The 17,552-nt window shown below is 73.8% G+C and carries 17 protein-coding genes and 1 pseudogene; 9 read left to right on the forward strand and 9 right to left on the reverse strand.

Annotated elements, in window-relative coordinates:
• Nucleotides 1–101: 101 nt before the first annotated feature.
• Nucleotides 102–1,319 carry a 4-hydroxybenzoate 3-monooxygenase gene (locus ACFY2B_RS08045; protein WP_390762294.1) on the forward strand — a complete coding sequence of 406 codons (1,218 nt, stop codon included), beginning with the start codon at nucleotides 102–104 and terminating at the stop codon, nucleotides 1,317–1,319.
• Nucleotides 1,320–1,343: 24 nt separating this feature from the next.
• On the opposite strand, the gene ACFY2B_RS08050 is transcribed toward ACFY2B_RS08045, so the two are convergent.
• Nucleotides 1,344–1,709 carry an ArsR/SmtB family transcription factor gene (locus ACFY2B_RS08050; RefSeq protein ID WP_390762295.1) on the reverse strand — a complete coding sequence of 122 codons (366 nt, stop codon included), beginning with the start codon at nucleotides 1,707–1,709 and terminating at the stop codon, nucleotides 1,344–1,346.
• Nucleotides 1,710–1,770: 61 nt separating this feature from the next.
• Here ACFY2B_RS08050 and ACFY2B_RS08055 point away from each other — a divergent pair, with 61 nt between their 5' ends.
• Entirely contained in the window at nucleotides 1,771–3,006 is a 1,236-nt protein-coding gene (locus tag ACFY2B_RS08055; protein ID WP_390762296.1) for a cation diffusion facilitator family transporter, read from the forward strand.
• Between the two features lie 2 nt (nucleotides 3,007–3,008).
• Here the strand turns inward: ACFY2B_RS08055 and ACFY2B_RS08060 are convergent, their stop codons facing one another.
• The 3 genes from ACFY2B_RS08060 to ACFY2B_RS08070 form a co-directional block, all read right to left on the reverse strand.
• Nucleotides 3,009–3,566, reverse strand: coding sequence for a YbaK/EbsC family protein (locus ACFY2B_RS08060; protein WP_390762297.1), 558 nt, complete (start codon nucleotides 3,564–3,566; stop codon nucleotides 3,009–3,011).
• A 180-nt stretch (nucleotides 3,567–3,746) separates the two neighbouring features.
• A complete protein-coding gene (locus tag ACFY2B_RS08065) occupies nucleotides 3,747–4,319 on the reverse strand; it encodes a helix-turn-helix domain-containing protein (RefSeq protein ID WP_390762350.1) in 573 nt (190 codons plus the stop codon).
• 189 nt (nucleotides 4,320–4,508) lie between these two features.
• Entirely contained in the window at nucleotides 4,509–5,273 is a 765-nt protein-coding gene (locus ACFY2B_RS08070) for an acyltransferase (RefSeq protein ID WP_390762298.1), read from the reverse strand.
• 148 nt (nucleotides 5,274–5,421) lie between these two features.
• On the opposite strand from ACFY2B_RS08070, the gene ACFY2B_RS08075 reads away from it, so the two are divergent.
• Nucleotides 5,422–5,949, forward strand: coding sequence for a gamma carbonic anhydrase family protein (locus ACFY2B_RS08075; RefSeq protein ID WP_390762299.1), 528 nt, complete (start codon nucleotides 5,422–5,424; stop codon nucleotides 5,947–5,949).
• Between the two features lie 152 nt (nucleotides 5,950–6,101).
• Here the strand turns inward: ACFY2B_RS08075 and ACFY2B_RS08080 are convergent, their stop codons facing one another.
• Nucleotides 6,102–6,758, reverse strand: a complete 657-nt coding sequence (locus tag ACFY2B_RS08080) for a DedA family protein (protein WP_390762300.1) — start codon at nucleotides 6,756–6,758, stop codon at nucleotides 6,102–6,104.
• Between the two features lie 466 nt (nucleotides 6,759–7,224).
• Here ACFY2B_RS08080 and ACFY2B_RS08085 point away from each other — a divergent pair, with 466 nt between their 5' ends.
• The 3 genes and pseudogenes from ACFY2B_RS08085 (at nucleotide 7,225) to ACFY2B_RS08095 (ending at nucleotide 10,753) form a co-directional block, all read left to right on the forward strand.
• Complete coding sequence (locus ACFY2B_RS08085) at nucleotides 7,225–8,157, forward strand: YbhN family protein (RefSeq protein ID WP_390762301.1); 933 nt, start codon at nucleotides 7,225–7,227, stop codon at nucleotides 8,155–8,157.
• 442 nt (nucleotides 8,158–8,599) lie between these two features.
• On the forward strand, nucleotides 8,600–9,553 hold the full coding sequence (gene galU, locus ACFY2B_RS08090) for a UTP--glucose-1-phosphate uridylyltransferase GalU (RefSeq protein ID WP_390762302.1): 954 nt from the start codon (nucleotides 8,600–8,602) through the stop codon (nucleotides 9,551–9,553).
• A gap of 184 nt (nucleotides 9,554–9,737) precedes the next feature.
• A pseudogene (locus tag ACFY2B_RS08095) lies at nucleotides 9,738–10,753 on the forward strand (hypothetical protein).
• A 147-nt stretch (nucleotides 10,754–10,900) separates the two neighbouring features.
• Here ACFY2B_RS08095 and ACFY2B_RS08100 read toward each other — a convergent pair.
• The gene (locus ACFY2B_RS08100) at nucleotides 10,901–11,746 is read right to left on the reverse strand and encodes a spermidine synthase (RefSeq protein ID WP_390762303.1); all 846 of its coding nucleotides are present in this window, start codon (nucleotides 11,744–11,746) and stop codon (nucleotides 10,901–10,903) included.
• Between the two features lie 111 nt (nucleotides 11,747–11,857).
• Nucleotides 11,858–13,036: an elongation factor Tu gene (gene tuf / locus ACFY2B_RS08105; protein WP_390762304.1), complete on the reverse strand. Its 1,179-nt coding sequence runs from the start codon at nucleotides 13,034–13,036 to the stop codon at nucleotides 11,858–11,860.
• A gap of 497 nt (nucleotides 13,037–13,533) precedes the next feature.
• Between tuf and ACFY2B_RS08110 the strand changes: the two genes are divergently transcribed.
• The 3 genes from ACFY2B_RS08110 to ACFY2B_RS08120 all read left to right on the forward strand — a co-directional run bounded on the left by ACFY2B_RS08110 (nucleotide 13,534) and on the right by ACFY2B_RS08120 (nucleotide 15,779).
• Nucleotides 13,534–14,325 carry a TVP38/TMEM64 family protein gene (locus ACFY2B_RS08110; RefSeq protein WP_390762305.1) on the forward strand — a complete coding sequence of 264 codons (792 nt, stop codon included), beginning with the start codon at nucleotides 13,534–13,536 and terminating at the stop codon, nucleotides 14,323–14,325.
• A 257-nt stretch (nucleotides 14,326–14,582) separates the two neighbouring features.
• Nucleotides 14,583–15,458, forward strand: coding sequence for an undecaprenyl-diphosphate phosphatase (locus ACFY2B_RS08115; RefSeq protein ID WP_390762306.1), 876 nt, complete (start codon nucleotides 14,583–14,585; stop codon nucleotides 15,456–15,458).
• A 141-nt stretch (nucleotides 15,459–15,599) separates the two neighbouring features.
• A complete protein-coding gene (locus ACFY2B_RS08120) occupies nucleotides 15,600–15,779 on the forward strand; it encodes a hypothetical protein (protein ID WP_121891261.1) in 180 nt (59 codons plus the stop codon).
• A 136-nt stretch (nucleotides 15,780–15,915) separates the two neighbouring features.
• Here the strand turns inward: ACFY2B_RS08120 and ACFY2B_RS08125 are convergent, their stop codons facing one another.
• On the reverse strand, nucleotides 15,916–16,656 hold the full coding sequence (locus tag ACFY2B_RS08125) for an SDR family NAD(P)-dependent oxidoreductase (RefSeq protein ID WP_390762307.1): 741 nt from the start codon (nucleotides 16,654–16,656) through the stop codon (nucleotides 15,916–15,918).
• Between the two features lie 160 nt (nucleotides 16,657–16,816).
• Entirely contained in the window at nucleotides 16,817–17,461 is a 645-nt protein-coding gene (locus ACFY2B_RS08130; protein ID WP_390762308.1) for a class I SAM-dependent methyltransferase, read from the reverse strand.
• Nucleotides 17,462–17,552: the final 91 nt, after the last annotated feature.

The following is a 17,552-nucleotide window of genomic DNA, read 5'->3' on the forward strand; positions in this document are numbered from 1 at the left end:
CGCTCGGGATCCGTCGCGTCCGCGGCAGGTCGGCACACCGCGCCGGAGGCCGGTCCGCACCGACGGCACGGGGGCTGACAAGTCACCGTCATAATGACCGGGTGACATTCCCTTCCCCCCGCCCCGCGTCCGCGGGGCGGCGGCCGGTCGTCGTCGTGGGTGCCGGTCCGGCCGGGCTCACCGTCGGCAACATCCTGCGGGCCGCCGCCGTCGACTGCCTGGTCCTGGAGACCGAGAGCAGAAAGTTCATCGAGACGCGACCCCGAGCGGGCGTCATCGAGGAATGGGCGGTGCGCGGGCTCGACCGGCGCGGCCTCGCGCCCGGTCTGCCGGCGCGGGCGCAGGCGCACGAGGAGTGCGAGTTCCGCTTCGGCGGCGCACGGTACCGGCTCCCCTACCGTGAACTGACGGGACGTCATCACTATGTGTACCCGCAGCCGTTGCTGGTGACGGACCTCGTGCGCGAGTACGCCGATGTCCGGGGCGGCGACATCCGCTTCGGCGTGCGGGACGTACGGCTGCACGACCTGGACACGGACCACCCCTCGGTGTCGTACCTGTGCCCGGAGACCGGCGAACGCCAGGTCGTCCACTGTGACTTCGTCGCCGGCTGCGACGGGGCGCGCGGGGTGTCCCGGCGGGCGCTGCCCCCGGAACGGGCCCGGCTCGCGCGGCACGACTACGGCATCGGCTGGCTGGCGCTGCTGGCCGAGGCACCGCCGTCGGCCGACTGCGTGGTGTTCGGCGTCCATCCGCGCGGATTCGCCGGGCACATGGCACGCAGCCCGGAGGTCACCCGCTACTACCTCCAGTGCCCACCCGGCGACGACCCGGCCAACTGGCCGCACGAGCGGGTCTGGTCCGAACTGCGGGAACGGCTCGGCGCCGCGGGGGCGGCGCCGCTCGCGGAGGGCCGGCTGATCGAGAAGCGCGTGCTGGACATGCACAGCTACGTCGTGGGGTCCATGGCGTCCGGGCGGCTGTTCCTCGCGGGCGACGCGGCCCATCTCACCGCGCCGATAGCGGCGAAGGGCATGAACCTGGCCCTGCACGACGCCTTCCTGCTCGGCGACGCGCTCGTCGCCCACCTCACGACGGGCGACGCGAGCGGCCTTGCCGGTTACTCGGCGGCGTGCCTGCGACGGGTGTGGGACTACCAGGAGTTCTCCGAGTGGCTGTCCGGCATCTATCACGGCACCGCGTCGGGCGACCCGTACCACGCGGGCACCGCCCTGGCCCGGCTGCGCCGGCTGTTCACCTCGCCGGCCGCGGCGACGGCGTTCGCGGAGCAGTATCTCGGCGCCGCCGCCGCGTTCTGACCGGGCCCCGCCGTCCGGCGGGGCTCAGTCCGCCGTCCCGGAGCGGGTTTCGCCGAGCCGGTGGTCCGCCACGTCCAGCGCCTCGGTCACCAGGCGGCTCAGATGGTCGTGGCGGAGCGAGTAGACCACGCGGCGGCCCTCCTTGCGGGTGTCCACGAGGCCGGCCAGCCGCAGCCGGGCCAGATGCTGGCTGACCGCGGGACGGGCGGCGCCGCACACCTCGGTGAGCGTGGTGACGTCGGCCTCGCCCGACGTGAGGGCGTGCAGCAGGGTGAGCCGGGTCCGGTCGCCGAGCAGCGCGAGCAGGTCGGCGGCGACCGCGAACTGTTCCTCGCCCGGGGTACGCGGGTGCGCATGCTGCGCAGGTGATAGGTGCAAGCGTGCGCTCATACGCACATAATGGCTCCGTGGACGTCGTGCGTCCACTCACGCGCACCGGAAGGGGATCCACGTGAGCGACCGGCACCAGCACGACCACGGGCACGAGCACGACCGCGGGCCCGACCACGGACACGAGCGCGGCCACGGGCGTGAGGGCGGGCCCGATCACGAGCGCGGGCACGGGCATGAGGGCGGGCCGGGAGCCGGGCAGGCGCGGGCGCACGGCCACGGCCACGACTACCCGCACGGGCCCGCACCCGGGCATGGCCACGCCCCCAGCCACGAGCACGGCCACGACCACGGGCGCTCCCGGCCGGTTTCCGGTCTGCGGCACCGCCTCGGGCATCTCCTGACCCCGCATTCCCACGACACCGGCGACAAGCTCGACGCGGCCCTGGAGGCGTCGACGCGTGGCATGCGCGCGCTGTGGGTGTCCCTGGCGGTGCTGGGCGTGACCGCGCTCGTGCAGGCCGGGGTGGTGGTCGTGTCCGGGTCGGTGGCACTGCTCGGCGACACGGCGCACAACACGGCGGACGCGCTGACCGCCGTGCCGCTCGGCATCGCGTTCGTGCTCGGCCGCCGCGCCGCCAACCGGCGCTTCACCTACGGTTACGGCCGCGCCGAGGATCTGGCGGGCATCGCCATCGTGCTGACCATCGCCGCGTCCGCGGCCTTCGCGGCATGGACGGCGGTCGACCGGCTGCTCGACCCGCGTCCGCTGCACCATGTGCCGGCCGTGGCCGTGGCCGCCCTGATCGGGTTCGCGGGCAACGAGTGGGTGGCCCGCTACCGGATCCGGGTGGGACGGGAGATCGGCTCCGCCGCGCTCGTCGCCGACGGGCTGCACGCCCGCACCGACGGCTTCACGTCACTGGCCGTGCTGGTGGGCGCCGCCGGGTCCGCGCTGGGCTGGCGACTGGCCGACCCGCTGGTGGGGCTGGCAATCACCGCGGCCATCGCGCTGGTCCTGCGGGACGCCGCGCGCGAGGTGTTCCGGCGGGTACTGGACGCCGTCGACCCGGCGCTGGTGGACCGGGCCGAGCAGGCGTTGCGGGAGGTGCCGGGGGTGCGCGGGGTGGGCGAGTTGCGGCTGCGCTGGATCGGGCACCGGCTGCGGGCGGAGGTGGCGATCGTGGTGGACGGCGACGCCACGGTGCGGCGGGCGCACGCGATCGCGGTCGACGCCGAGCACGCCCTCCTGCACGCCGTCCCGAAGCTCACCGCGGCCCTGGTGCACGCCGATCCTGCGCCGCTGCCCGGCGAGGCGGACCCGCACCGGGTGCTGGCGCACCATCTGACGGCCTGAACTCAGGCGACGCCCAGCCCCTCCAGGACCACGGCGCCCGGCAGCTGGGCGAACGCCTTGCCCGGCACCAGCAGTTTGCCGCGCCTGCGTCCGCTGCCGACCAGGACGTAGGGCAGGTCGACGACGGCGCAGTCCACCAGCACCGTCCAGTCGGCGGGCAGCCCGACCGGGGTGATGCCGCCGTACTCCATGCCGGTCTCCCCGGTCGCCGTGTCCATCGAGGCGAAGGAGGCTTTGCGGGCGCCCAGTCGGCGGCGGACGGTCCCGTTCACGTCGACCCGGGTGGTGGAGAGCACCACGCACGCCGCCAGGGTCGCCCCGCCGCCCCGCCTGCCCGCGACGACCACACAGTTCGCGGACCGCTCCAGCAGGTCACGGCCGTAGTGCTCGACGAAGACGGCGGTGTCCGCCCACTCGGGTTCGGTGTCGACGTACACGATCTGGTCGGCGGGGACGCCGCCGCGCCAGTTGCGCACGGCCTCGGCGACCGGAGCGGCCAGGTCGTCGAGGCAGTCCGGAGCGGGGAGGGCGGTGTCGAAGTCTCCGATGGGTGCGCGCATGCCCGCACGCTAACAGCCCGGCGGGACGGCGACGGAACGGCCGCCGGCGGCCGAACGGCGGCGCGCGGGCGGGCAAAACCGCGGCCCGACGGCCGGGCAACGGGACGGCGGCCCGCGCACGGGCGGCGGCCCGGCGACCGGACGAGGACCCGCGGACAGGACCGCGGCCCGGCTTCGGGATCAGCCCACGGGCGGGACGGAGACGGCCATCACCATCTCCATCGGTACGTCGCCGTCGTTGCCGTAGGTGTGCGCCGTGCCGGCGTCGAAGGACGCGCTCGCGCCGGCCGGGACGCGGTGCTCGACCCCGTCGACGGTGAGCGTCAGCTCCCCCGCCGTGACGTGGACGAGTTCCACCGTGCCCACGGGGTGCGGATCGGAGGCGCTGCTCTCGCCCGGCATCAGCCGCCAGTCCCACATCTCCAGCGGGCCGGGGGCTTCGGCGCCCGCGAGGAGCCGGTTGTAGCTGCCGGCGTCGGTGTGCCAGAGCCGTACGGCCCGTTCGGCGGGGACGATCCGGACCATGGGGCCCTGCGCATAGTCGAGCAGCGTGGTGATGCTGATCCCGAGCGCGTCACCGATCTTCACGACCGTGCCGAGGCTGGGGTTGGTACGGGCCTGCTCGATCTGGATGAGCATGCCGCGGCTGACCCCCGCCCGGGCGGCGAGCGTGTCCAGGGTGAAGCCGCGCTCGGTGCGCCAGCGCTTGACGTTGCGCGCCAGTGACTGGGTCAGCAGATCGAGGTCCGACACGATGAGTCCTGGCTTTCCCAGCAGGTCCATTATTTTGAATGATGCAGTTTACTCGACTGCACTACGCTGAGATGCACCCGAGCGTTCACCGAACTGTACTGCGAGGCGGCCCGTGACGGCATGCTTCGCCCCGGCCACGCGCCTCCCGTGGGGGGCTCGCCGACTTCGGCGACGGGGTGCCCGGTCCGGTCAGCCGTCGGAGTCGAGTTCGGCGAGCCGGGCCACGGCCTCCTCGTCGAGGTCGCCCAGTGCCAGCAGTTGCTCCGGGGTGATGCCGGCCGGGATGGGCACCGGGGCGGGTGTGCGCAGCGGGGGCTGCCAGCCCTCGTCGGGCGTCCAGCGCCGTACCACCCGGGCGGGCGCGCCCGCCACCACGGCGTGGTCGGGCACCGCGCCGCGCACGACCGCGCCGGCCGCGACCACCACGTTCCGGCCGAGCCGCGCGCCCGGCAGGATCACGGCACCCGTCCCGATCCAGCATCCGGGCCCGATCGCCACCGCCTCCATCCGCGGCCACTGCCGGCCGATGGGCTGGTGCGGGTCGTCGTACGAGTGGTTGGTGGACGTGACGTACACGTACGGCCCGAAGTAGCAGTCGCTGCCGATGGTGACCGTCGTGTCGGCGATGACGTGGCTGCCGCGGCCGAGGACGACCCCGTCGCCGATGCGCAGGATCGGCTCGGGGCCGAGGTCGAGGTCCGGCATCAGGCCCGCGGTCAGGGTGACCTGTTCGCCGACGATGCAGTGGGCGCCCAGGTGGATCCAGGGTTCGCCGAAGACCGTGCCGAGCGGGAAGGCGAGTCTGGTACCTGTTCCCATCGCGCCGAAGCGCAGCCGCCCGGGGTGCTCGGCGGTGACGGAGCCCACGCGCTGCGCCCAGGCCCAGCCCGCCTGGACGACTCGCTGGGCGAGGCGGCGCCCCCAGGACGAGAACGTGTTCTTGGGCTTCGGCACCCGCTCACGGTACTCAGCGCGCACCGCGGCCATGAGCCGGTACCGCTGTGATCTTCGCCCTACCGGGTGGCGTACGGTGCCGGTGAACTTCCCCCGGCAGACCGAAACTTCCCTCGCCGGACAGCGGCAGACAGAACGGTGGACACACATGACGCACAGGGCGCTGATCGTGGGCATCGGCGGCAAGGAACCCCGGATCGACGAAGGGGTGTTCGTGGCCCCCACCGCGTCGGTCGTCGGTGACGTGACGCTGCGCGCGGGTGCGAGTGTCTGGTACGGCGCGGTGGTGCGCGGCGACGCCGAGCGGATCACCGTCGCGGCGGGCGCGAACATCCAGGACAACGTCACGCTGCACGCCGACCCCGGCTTCCCGGTCAGCATCGGGGAGCGGGTCTCCGTCGGGCACAACGCCGTCGTGCACGGGGCGACCGTGGCGGACGACTGCCTGATCGGGATGGGGGCGACCGTGCTGAACGGGGCGGTGATCGGGGCGGGTTCGCTGGTCGCCGCGCAGGCGCTGGTGCCGCAGGGAATGACGGTCCCGCCGGGATCGCTGGTCGCCGGGGTGCCCGCGAAGGTGAAGCGGGAACTCACGGACGAGGAGCGGCAGGCGGTGACGCTGAACGGCACCCTGTACACAGGGCTGGCCGCGGCGCACCGCGAGGTGCACGAGTAGAAGCGAGGTGCACGAGCAGGACGGCGGCGGGACGGACCGGAGCCGGTACGGCCGACGCCGGCGGCGTGCGAAGCGGACGGGCACGGACCGCTTGCCCGTGAGTCCCGTCCGTCCCCCGAGGAGCCACGTCCGGCTTCTCCTCGGGGCGCGCCTCACTCGTTGGCGGGTACCGGCTCCGCCTCGGCCCGGGACTCCTGTGCCTTCTGCCCGGCCTTCTTCGCCCGGCGCCTGAGCACCAGCATCGAGGTCAGGCCGATCAGGACCGCCGCCACCAGGCCCAGCCAGGAGAACTTGCTCAGCCAGCTCTCGGCGACCACACCGACGTAGTAGATGACGGCTGTGGTGCCGCCGGCCCAGCAGACACCGCCGAGGACGTTGGCGATCAGGAACTTCCAGTACGGCATGTGGAGCACGCCCGCGAGCGGGCCGGCGAAGATCCGCAGCAGGGCGACGAAACGGCCGAAGAACACCGCCCACATGCCCCACTTCTCGAAGGACCGCTCGGCGGTGGCGATGTGTCCCTCGCTGAAGTGCCTCGGGAACTTCTTGCCGAGCCAGGCGAGCAGCGGACGGCCGCCCTTGCGGCCGATGAGATAGCCGATCGAGTCGCCGACGACGGCACCGAGCGTCGCACAGGCACCCAGGACGAACGGGTTGACACCGGAGTGCTGCGAGGAGAGCAGCGCCGCCGACACCAGGACGATCTCACCCGGCAGCGGGATACCCAGGCTCTCCACGCCGATGATGAGGGCCACTACGGCGTAGACGGCCACCGCGGGCACGGTGTCGAGCCATTCCTGGACGTGCAACGCCGGTTCCTTCCCTGTCGGGTCCCTGCTTCACGGGGCGGTGTCCACCGCACGCCCCCCCGTGCAGGCTACCCGCTCGCCGCCATGAGCGGTCGCACGTACCGGTCCGCGGCACCGTCCCGCCGACGGTCCTTCGGTTTTCGGACATCCCCCGGTCACACGGAACGGGAAAGCTCCGGGCGGATTCCCCGCCTCGCACCCAGGTCCCCGCCGCGCGGCCCGATGCGGAAGGACGACGTATCCCGTGTCCTCAGTCCCCACCGTCCCGGCCGGAGCCTCCCCACTCCGGCCGGAAGCTCCCACGCTCGGCTCCGCGGCACCCGTGCCCGGACCCGAGCCCGTCCCACCCGGGGCCGAGCCGTCCGTACCCGGATCCGAGCCGCCCGCGCTCGGGGCCGAGGCACCGGCGCTCGGAGCCGGGCCGTCCCCGTTCGGGGCCGACGCGCTCACGCGTCCGGTGCCGTTCATGGCGACCCGCCCGGTCCGGCTGGCGCTGTGCCTGAGCCCCCTCCTGCTGGTGGGGATCTGGGGACTGGCCAACCGTCCCCTCGTGTACGAGGGTGCCTCCCGGCTGGCCGCGGCCGACCCGGGTTGGCTGCTGGCCGGGGTCGCCTTCAACTGCCTGGGCTGGATCGCGGCCTCCTGCGTCCGGCAGGGCGCCCTGCCGGACCGGCTGCCGCCGGGACTCCTGCTGGCCTCGCAGTTCGCCGCCGGGGCCGCGAACCACGTGCTGCCCGCGGGCCTCGGCGCGCACGCCGTCACCCTGCGCTTCCTGCGGGGCCGTGGCATTCCGCTCGACCGGGCCACCGCGTCGATCGCCCTGTACTCCCTGGTGAAACCGGTGGCCAAGACGCTGGTGCTGCTGGCGTTCCTGCTGGCCTCGCCCGCCGGGCGACGGCTCGGCGACCTCGTCCCGGACGGGCGCACCCTGATCGCGGTGGCCGCCGTCGCGGGCACCTGTGTCGCCGTGGCGGTCCTGCTGGTCACGGTCGTACGGCCGCTGCGCCGCCCGCTGACCGGTCTGCTGCGCACCGCCCTCGCCGACGCGCGCCGGCTGCACACCCGGCCCTGCCGGGTCCTCGCGCTGTGGGGCGGGGCGGCGGCGATGCCGCTGCTCCAGGCGTGCGTGCTCGCCTCGGTCGGGACCGCGCTCGGACTGCCGGTGCCGTGGACGCACGTGGTCGTCGCGTTTCTGGCCGCGGGCACCGCCGTGGGGGCCGTGCCCGCGCCCGGCGGTCTCACGGTGGACGCGGCGGTGGTGTTCACGCTGGTGGCGTTCGGCTCGCCGGTCGCCGTCGCCACGGCGACCGTCATCGGATTCCGGGTGGTCACGGACTGGCTGCCGCTGCTGCCGGGGGCCCTGGTGCTGTCGGCGCTGATCCGCGCCAAGGTGCTGTGAGGGCCGCTCGGCGACGACGCGGAACCGCGTCCCGCGCGTGGGGACGAGGACCGCGACCGGCGGAACGGCAGTGCGGGCGGCGGGACTTCGGCGCGGCACGCCGGACCACCGCACCGCGCCCGTCGGCATCGGCATCGGCATCGGCCCAGTCGGCCGGACAGCGGGACCGTCCGTCGGAAAGGGGACGGGACCGGCGGCGAAGCAGAGGGTCGGGCCGGTGAGTCCCGGAGTGCCCCGCGGTGCTCGTGTCGTCGGCGGCCCCTGCACGGAGCGTCTCACCCACGGCCGTGCGAGGGCTCGGCCGCGGGGACGGGGTGCGGGGATGAGGCATTGGGTTTCCAACTACCGCTGTCCTACGGGTGAGTTGCTTCCGATCCCGGTCCACAGCCCGCTCCCATGCTGCTCTCGGCCCGCTCTCATCCTCGTGCGCCAGCATGGCCGCATGATCGCCCCCCACTCCTCATCCGCCTCCCCCTCCCCTCGTCCCGTACGCAAAGCGGTCGTTCCGGCCGCCGGGCTCGGTACCCGGTTCCTGCCCGCGACGAAGGCGACGCCCAAGGAGATGCTGCCGGTCGTCGACAAGCCGGCCATCCAGTACGTCGTCGAGGAGGCCGCTGCGGCCGGGCTCGATGACGTACTGATCGTGACCGGACGCCACAAGCGCGCCATCGAGGACCACTTCGACAGCGCCTTCGAGCTGGAGCAGGCGCTCGCGACCAAGGGCGACACCGTGCGCCTGGACGCCGTGCGCGATCCTGCGCGGCTCGCGGACATCCACCACATCCGCCAGGGCGACCCGCTGGGCCTCGGCCACGCCGTCTCCTGTGCCCGCCGGCACGTCGGCGACCAGCCCTTCGCGGTGCTCCTCGGCGACGACCTGATCGACCCGCGCGAGACCCTGCTCAGCCGCATGCTGGAGGTGCGCGACCGGTACGCGGGCAGCGTGGTCGCCCTCATGGAGGTCGACCCGGCCCAGTTCCACCTCTACGGCTGCGCCGCCGTCGAGCCGACCGGCGAGGACGGTGTCCTGAAGGTGACCGGCCTCGTGGAGAAGCCCGCGCCCGCGGCCGCCCCCAGCGCCTACGCGGTCATCGGCCGGTACGTCCTGGACCCGGCCGTCTTCGACGCCCTGGAGCGCACCGGGCCCGGCCGCGGCGGGGAGATCCAGCTGACCGACGCCCTCCAGGAACTCGCCGCGGCCGGCACGGTGCACGGTGTCGTCTTCGACGGCCTGCGCTACGACACCGGGGACAAGGCGGACTACCTGCGCACAGTGGTGCGGCTGGCCTGCGACCGGCCGGACCTGGGGCCCGAGTTCGTGGCCTGGCTCAAGGAGTTCGTCGCGGGGCTGCCGGGCGGCGACGCCGGACGGACGGAGCGACATCGGGCCGCCTGAGCGACCCCTGCCCGGGAAGCGATCAGGGTTCCACCCGCGGATCGGTCAAGGGTCCACCCGCTCGACCGCCGGCCCGGCCCGGCTCACCCCAGGCCGCCACCACCGCGGCGAGCGACGGATTCGGTACGTACCTGACAAAGTCCGGTGACGAATCATGCTCCGCGCGGCACTAGGGTTGCTGCCCATGTGGCCAGGACAGCAGCCGCCGGGGGGCGAGCAGAACCCGCAGAACAACCCGTATCAGCAACCGGGTTACCAGCAGCCGAATCCTTACACGCAGCCCGGCTACCAGCAGCCCGACCCGTATGCGCAGCAGCCGCACTGGGGGACGCCCGCGCCCGTCGGGGCGCCCCAGCCGCCCCGGCCGCCGCAGGGAGGCGGCGGGAACCACACGAAGCTCATCGCGATCGTGTCGGCGACGGCGGTGGTCCTCGCCGCCTGCGTGACGGGATTCCTGGTGCTGGGCGGCGGCAAGGACGGCAAGGCGGACGGCGGCGGGGCAGGCGGGAACGCCGGCCGGCCGCGGCGGACCCGACGACGGCCGCGACCGTGACATCGGGCACGGACGGCGATCCGCACGGCGACGCGACCGAGCAGCCGCTCGTCGCGGGCTGGAAGACGGTCGTCAACCCGAAGTGGGGCACGGCCTTCGACGTGCCCGCGGACTGGCAGGTCGGCACCCCCCGCTCCCTCGTCGGCTTCGAGGACCGCAAGTCGCCCGACGCCAAGCCGCTGATCGCGATGTCGGCACCGGCCACGTACAAGTCGCAGTGGTGCACCTCCGACGACGACAAGGACGGCCGGAGCGACGACACACCCCTGGCCGTGGCGGGCACCAAGGGCGAGAACGGCGCCAGGAATCCGGGCGACGCGGCGGTCAAGAGCGTGCCCTGGTGGGTCTACGGCGGCTACACGCAGCCGGACAAGAAGAGCGTCACCCAGGACGAGAAGGCCACCGACTACACCACCACGTCGGGCGTCGAGGGCGCCTACGCCTGGGCGAGTTCGACCGGCACCCCGCGCACCGGCAAGTGCGCCAGCGACGGCAAGGCGATCACGTTCGCGTTCCGGAACGCGGCCGACGACATCGTGTCCTTCGACCTCTACGCCGCCAAGGGCGTGGACGGGGAGGTCGGCACGGCGACCATCATGAAGATCCTCAGCACGGTGCGGATGCACGGCGAGCCGACGGGGCCCTGACCGCGGACCGGACCGGACGTCCGCGTCGCGTCCCGGCCCGCGGACACAGGCCGGAAGGGCCGCCGTGGATGTCCGGCCGAGGGGCTACGGCGGATGTCCGGCCGGGAAGCCGTCGCGGATGTCCCGTGGCTCGCCGGACGGCGGCCGTCAGCCGATGCCGAACGCTCCCTCGGGGGGCTCGGGCGACGGTACGGCCTCCGCGTCCGCGACCGGCCGGGCCGCGCCGATGAACTCCCGTAGCGCGGCGCCGTGTTCCACCCGGGCCGGGAAGGCGTCGGCGGCGGTCCGCCGGGCCACCGCGGCCGTGTCCGGGGGCCGGTGCGAGGCGACGAGCACCGCGTTGCCGAACCGGCGGCCGCGCAGCACGCCCGGCTCGGCGATCAGCGCCAGTTCCTCGAAGACGGCCGCGAACGTGGCGAGTTGGGAGCGGAGGAAGGCGAACGGCGCGGCGTCGGCCAGATTCGCCAGGTAGCAGCCGCCGGTGCGCAGCACGCGCTCGGCCTCGCGGGCATAGCCGAGCGAGGTGAGGTGCGCCGGGACCCGGGAGCCGCCGAAGACGTCGGCGACCAGTACGTCCGCCGTGTCGTCGGGGGCCGCTTCCAGCCAGGTTCGGGCGTCGGCGGGGTGCAGGGCGATGCCGGCGCCGGCCGGGACCGGCAGGTGCTCGGTGACCAGGGTGAGCAGGCCCCGGTCGGCCTCGACGACGTCCTGCCGTGAACCCGGCCGGGTCGCCGCCACGTACCGGGGCAGCGTGAGCGCTCCCCCGCCGAGGTGCACCACGGCCAGCGGCCGGCCCGGCTCCGCCACCGCGTCCAGCACGTGCCCGAGCCGCCGCGCGTACTCGAACTCCAGATGCGTGGGCTCGTCCAGGTCGACGTACGACTGCGGCGCCCCGTCGACCGTCAGCAGCCAGGCCCGCGCCCGGTCGACGTCGGGCATCAGCTTCGCGGTGCCGTGGTCGGTGGTGCGGACGACGGGTATGGGTTCGCTCACATCCCCATTGTGCCGGTCCCGGGTGCGCCCCGGGCCGGGCCCGGCCTCCCCCGGACGGGGCACCGGACCCGGCCGCCTCGCCGACCCGGTGGGTCGGCGAGGCGGCGGCCGTCAGCCGACGGAGGTCACGGTCCCGGCGCCCACCGTCCGGCCGCCCTCGCGGACCGCGAACCCGAGGCCGGGCTCCAACGGGACCGCACGGCCCAGCTCGACCGTCATGGTGACGGTGTCGCCGGGCCGCGCGACCGCCGTCGCGCCGAGGTCCACGTCCCCGACCACGTCCGCGGTGCGGATGTAGAACTGCGGCCGGTAGCCGGTCGACACCGGGGTCCGCCGGCCTCCCTCGCGCGCCGACAGGACGTACACGCGCGCGACGAAGCGGCGGCTCGGTACGACGCTGCCGGGCCGCGCCACGACGTGCCCGCGCCGCACCGCGTCGCGGGGCACCCCGCGCAGCAGCAGCGCCACGTTGTCCCCGGCCTGCGCCTCCTGCATCGGCTTGCCGAAGGTCTCCAGGCCGGTGACGACCGTCTCAAGACCGACGCCGGGCACCTCGACCCGGTCGCCGACGTGCAGCGTGCCGCGCTCCACCGCGCCGGTGACCACGGTGCCCCGGCCGGTGATGGTGAGCACGTTCTCGACGGGCAGCAGGAACGGCGCGTCGAGGTAGCGCTCCGGGACGGGCACATAAGTGTCCACCGCGTCCAGCAGCGCCTCGATCGCGGCGGTCCAGCGCGGGTCGCCTTCGAGGGCCCTGAGCCCGGAGACCCGTACGACGGGCACGGAGTCACCCGGGTAGCCCTGCGCGGTGAGCAGCTCGCGGACCTCCAGTTCTACGAGGTCGGTCAGCTCCTCGTCGCCGGCGTCGGCCTTGTTGAGGGCGACGACGATGTGGTCGACACCCACCTGCCGGGCCAGCAGCACGTGCTCGGCGGTCTGCGGCATGATCCCGTCGACCGCGGAGACGACGAGGATGGCCCCGTCCAGTTGCGCGGCGCCGGTCACCATGTTCTTGACGTAGTCGGCGTGACCCGGCATGTCGACGTGCGCGTAGTGACGGGTGTCGGTCTCGTACTCGACGTGCGCGATGTTGATGGTGATGCCCCGCGCCGCCTCCTCCGGAGCGCGGTCGATGCGGTCGAAGGGCACGTAGCGGGTGCCGCCGCCGCTGCCGCGCTCGGCCAGGACCTTGGTGATGGCGGCGGTCAGGGTGGTCTTGCCGTGGTCGACGTGGCCCATGGTGCCGATGTTCAGGTGCGGCTTGGTGCGCACGTATGCCGTCTTGGGCATGGCTGTACCTCGAAAGCCTCGGAAGTGAAGACGGGGACCCCGGCAAGGCACCGACCCTCCCCCTGCGGGGTCCGCCGGACGATCCGGAGAGGGTCAGCTTCGGGCGCCGTCGACGGCCACGACGATCGGGACGGCAGCCTTCGCAGCATCCGCGACCGCGGATGCTGCGAGGAGGAAGGCGTGCCGGAACATGACGTCGAGCATCGCCGACGCGGTGTCCCGCGTCGAATGGTTTTCCGGCGCGCGGTCCCGCACCCGACGGCCGGCCGTCCGGTACGGGCCCGACGGCCGGCCGTCCGGTACGGGCCCGAGGGCCGGCCGTCCGATGCGGGCCCGACGGCCGGCCGTCCGATGCGGGCCCGACGGCCGGTGTCCCGGCCGGATCTGACGGTTCGTCCCGGGACGCGCGGCCGGGCAGCGGCGGCGGGACGTGACGGTGACCGGCATGAGACGGTCCGTGCGGCGATCGGACACCTTCGTCGGTTACTGTCACCGGCATGCTCGATGCCACCAACCGCTCTGGGGGCACCGCCGCGGCCTCACCCCGGGCCACCGCCACCGAGCCGGCCGTCGCAGGCTCCGCGACGACGGCCGCCGCGCCCCTCACGCGCGCGGGATGCGCGGCTCGCTGCCTGCGCGTGTTGCTGTCGCCCTGGTCGCGGCTTTCCCTGCTCGTGGCGCTGCTCGCGGCGTCCGCCGCGGCCGTGCTGCTGTTCGAGCCGCAGAAACTGCTCACCCACGGCTGGCCGCCGCAGCTCGGCGGGGCCGCCGCCGCGACCGTGTTCGCGGTGGCCTACGGGCTGTGCACGGTGGCGTTCGTGCCGCGTCCGCTGCTGAACCTGGCGGCGGGTGCCCTGTTCGGCTCGCAAGTGGGACTCGGCACGGCCCTCGTGGGCACGGTGCTGGGTGCCGGTGTCGCGTTCGGACTGGGCCGGGTGCTGGGTCAGGACGCGCTCCGGCCGCTGCTGCGGGGGCGCCTGCTGCGGGCGGCCGACGGTCAGCTCAGCCGGCACGGCTTCCGCTCGATGATGGCGGCACGGCTGTTCCCGGGCCTGCCCTTCTGGGGGGTGAACTACTGCGCCGCCGTCTCCCGGATGGGCTGGTCGGCGTTCCTGCTCGCGACGGCGCTCGGCTCGATCCCGAACACCGCCGCGTACGTCGTGGCGGGCGCGCGGGCCTCGGCGCCGACGTCGCCCGCCTTCCTGATCGCGATGGCGTGCATCGCCGTACCGGCGCTCGCGGGTGCCGTGGTGGCCTGGCGCAAGCGTCACCACCTGCGCACGCGCTGAACCGTCCGACGGCCTGTCGGACGCCCCGTCGAACAGCCGGTCGGGGGTGATCACCGGCCGCCCGTGGTGGTGAACACCTTCACATCCGCCGCGAGGCGAGCGGCGGCCCGGCGGCCGTCACCACCCTTGTCCGGTCCCGTGTTCCCCGCCGAACCCCTGTGCAGTGCCCGTCACTTCGGGACGCTACGCTGTGCCCTCACACGCAAGATCACCACATTCCCCGACTTCCCCGATCCGCACTTGGACGTCTCACCTCCATGTCTTGGTTTGAATCCCTCATCCTCGGACTCGTCCAGGGGCTGACCGAATTCCTCCCCGTCTCCTCCAGTGCGCATCTCCGCCTGACCGCGGCTTTCTCCGGCTGGAAGGACCCGGGCGCGGCCTTCACGGCGATCACCCAGATCGGCACGGAGGCCGCGGTGCTGATCTACTTCCGCAAGGACATCGGCCGGATCGTGTCGGCCTGGTTCCGGTCACTGTTCGACAAGGCGATGCGGCACGACCACGACGCGCAGATGGGCTGGCTGGTGATCGTCGGCTCGATCCCGATCGGGCTGCTGGGTGTGACGCTCAAGGACCAGATCGAGGGGCCGTTCCGCGATCTGCGGATCACGGCGACCATGCTGATCGTCGTCGGCCTGGTCATAGGCTTCGCGGACCGGCTCGCGGCCCGCGACGAGAAGGGCGGCCGGCACCGCGCCCCCAAGCAGCGCAAGGGCCTGGAGGACCTGGGCGTACGGGACGGCCTGATCTACGGCCTGTGCCAGGCGTGCGCGCTCATCCCGGGGGTCTCCCGCTCCGGCGCCACGATCAGCGGCGGTCTGTTCATGGGATACCGGCGGGAGTCCGCCGCCCGGTACTCGTTCCTGCTCGCCGTCCCGGCCGTCCTCGCCTCCGGGGCGTTCGAGCTGAAGGACGCGATGAGCAGCGACCACATCGCCTGGGGACCGACCCTGCTCGCGACGGTGATCGCCTTCGCCTCGGGGTACGCGGTGATCGCCTGGTTCATGAAGTTCATCTCGTCCAAGAGCTTCATGCCGTTCGTCTACTACCGGGTGGTGCTCGGCATCGTCATCATCGCCCTGGTCACGGCAGGTGCGCTGAGCCCGCACGCGGCCGAGTCGGCGGGCTGACGCCCGGCACCCCCTGACCGCCGGATCACCCCGGCGGGCCGGCGCCGGTCGTCCGGGCAGGCCGCACCCGTGACCGACTCCATACGGTCTGCGTATCTGTGCGGTAGCGCAGTGTCAGTGCTTGCCCCTAGGCTTGTCCGCATGTCCCCCGATTCCGTGTTCCCTGGTTCCGTGCGGTCCGCCGCCGAGGTGAACGAACAGATCCGGGCGCTGTGGCTGCGTGCGGGCGGATCCTTGTCGGCCCAGGAGCGCGCGGAGTACGAGTTGTTGGTGGTCGAGTGGGCCGAGGCCATCCGCGGCGAGATCATCGAGGCGGCCTGAGATTCCGGGCCGCGCGCCGGCCCCGGCCCGCCCGCCGAGATCCGCGCCGACCCGGCCCGAAGGCCCAGGGCGGCACGGCCGCCACCCGATCGGCCGGGTCCTCGCCACGCCTCGGCAGCCGCCGTACGGTCGGCCGCTACCGGCCGCCCGCCACCCGCAGCACCGCACCCGTGGTGTACGAGGCGTCCGGGGACATCAGCCAGGAGATCGCGGCGGCGATCTCCGCCGCCCGCCCTGGGCGGCGCAGCGGGATCGAGGCGGCCATGCGGTGTGCGCGGTCCGGGTCGCCCATCGTCGCGTGCATCTCCGTGTCGATCGCCCCGGGGGCGACCGCGTTGACCCGGATGCCGTCCGGGCCCAGTTCCTTCGACAGGCCCAGGGTGAGGGTGTCGATGGCGGCCTTGGTCGCCGCGTAGTGGACGAACTCACCGGGGCTGCCGAGCGTGGCGGCTCCGGACGAGACGTTCACGATCACACCGCTCCCCCGCCCCGTCATGAGGCGGGCCGCACGGCGTGAGCACAGCAGCGTGCCGAGGAGGTTGACCTCGACGACCCGGCGCAGATCAGCGGGGTCCGCGTCGGCCAGCCGCCCCAGCGGACCGGTCACCCCCGCGTTGTTCACCAGCCCGGTGACGGGACCCAGACTTTCCTCCGCCGTGTCGAACAGCCGCTCCACGTCGGCTTCCACGGCGGTGTCCGCGCGTACGGTGGTGCAACGGGCCCCCGCCGCCCGCACCCCTCGGGCGACCGACTCGGCCGCCGCCGCGTCCCGGACGTAGCCGACGACCAGGTCGTGACCGTCCGCCGCGAGCCGCAGACAGGTCGCGGCACCGATCCCGCGGCTGCCGCCGGTGACGACGGTGACGGGGCGTGTCATGGAAGCCTCCTGGTGACGCCGGTGACGCATACGATGCGAAGATCACTCACTCTACGGGCGGGCGGAGGCGCGATCACCCGTGGGCGGGAGAGCCCCCTGGACCGCGGGGCCTCACAGCCCGGGGACATGCACCTCATGGTCCGAGGACATGCGCCTCGCCTCATCGTCCGAGGACATGCGAGAGCCCCGTGGGCGGACCGGATCGCCCCGGGCGGCGCGCGCGCAGGACCGCGTCGTGGGTGTGGTGGGTGCCGGCCGGTGCGGGAGTGGGGCGCGGGCGGATCTCGTCGACCAGCACGGTCCAGTCCGGGCCGAGGAGCCGGGCGATGTCGGCGGGCCGGTAGTAGTCGCCGGGATCGAAGCCCTGCTCAGGGCGCGGGGTCAGGCCGGCGCGGTCATGGGTGGCGAAGATCAGGGTGCCGCCGGGCGCGACGGCGTCGAGCAGGCCGCGCAGCACGATGTGCCCCGGCTGGTACCGGAGCGGGAAGTAGTGGACGGACACCAGGTCGAACGCGCCTGCCGGGGGCGGTGCGGCGGTCAGGTCGGCCCGGGTCCACACCACGTGACCGGCGGTGTCGGGGGCCGCGGCGGCGGCTCGTTGCAGGGCGGTCGGGGCGATGTCGACGGCGGTGACCTGCCAGCCGCGCCCGGCCGGCCAAGACGCGTCGGCGCCCTCGCCGCAGCCCACGTCGAGCGCGCGCCCGGGCGGCAGTGCGGCGGCCTCGGCGACGAGCACCGCGTGGGGGGCACCGCTGAAGACCCGCTCACGGCTGCGGTACATCTCGTCCCAGGAGTGGGTGTCCACGGCCTCTCCTCGTGTGTTCTCTCCGTGCCGACGAGGTGTTCGTCCTCGCCGGCCGGGGCGGGGGCCCGCCTCCGGCCCCAACCTGTCCCCA

The organism is Streptomyces sp. NPDC001270 (genome assembly GCF_042896695.1).
In the GTDB taxonomy this organism is placed as follows: Bacteria; Actinomycetota; Actinomycetes; order Streptomycetales; family Streptomycetaceae; genus Streptomyces.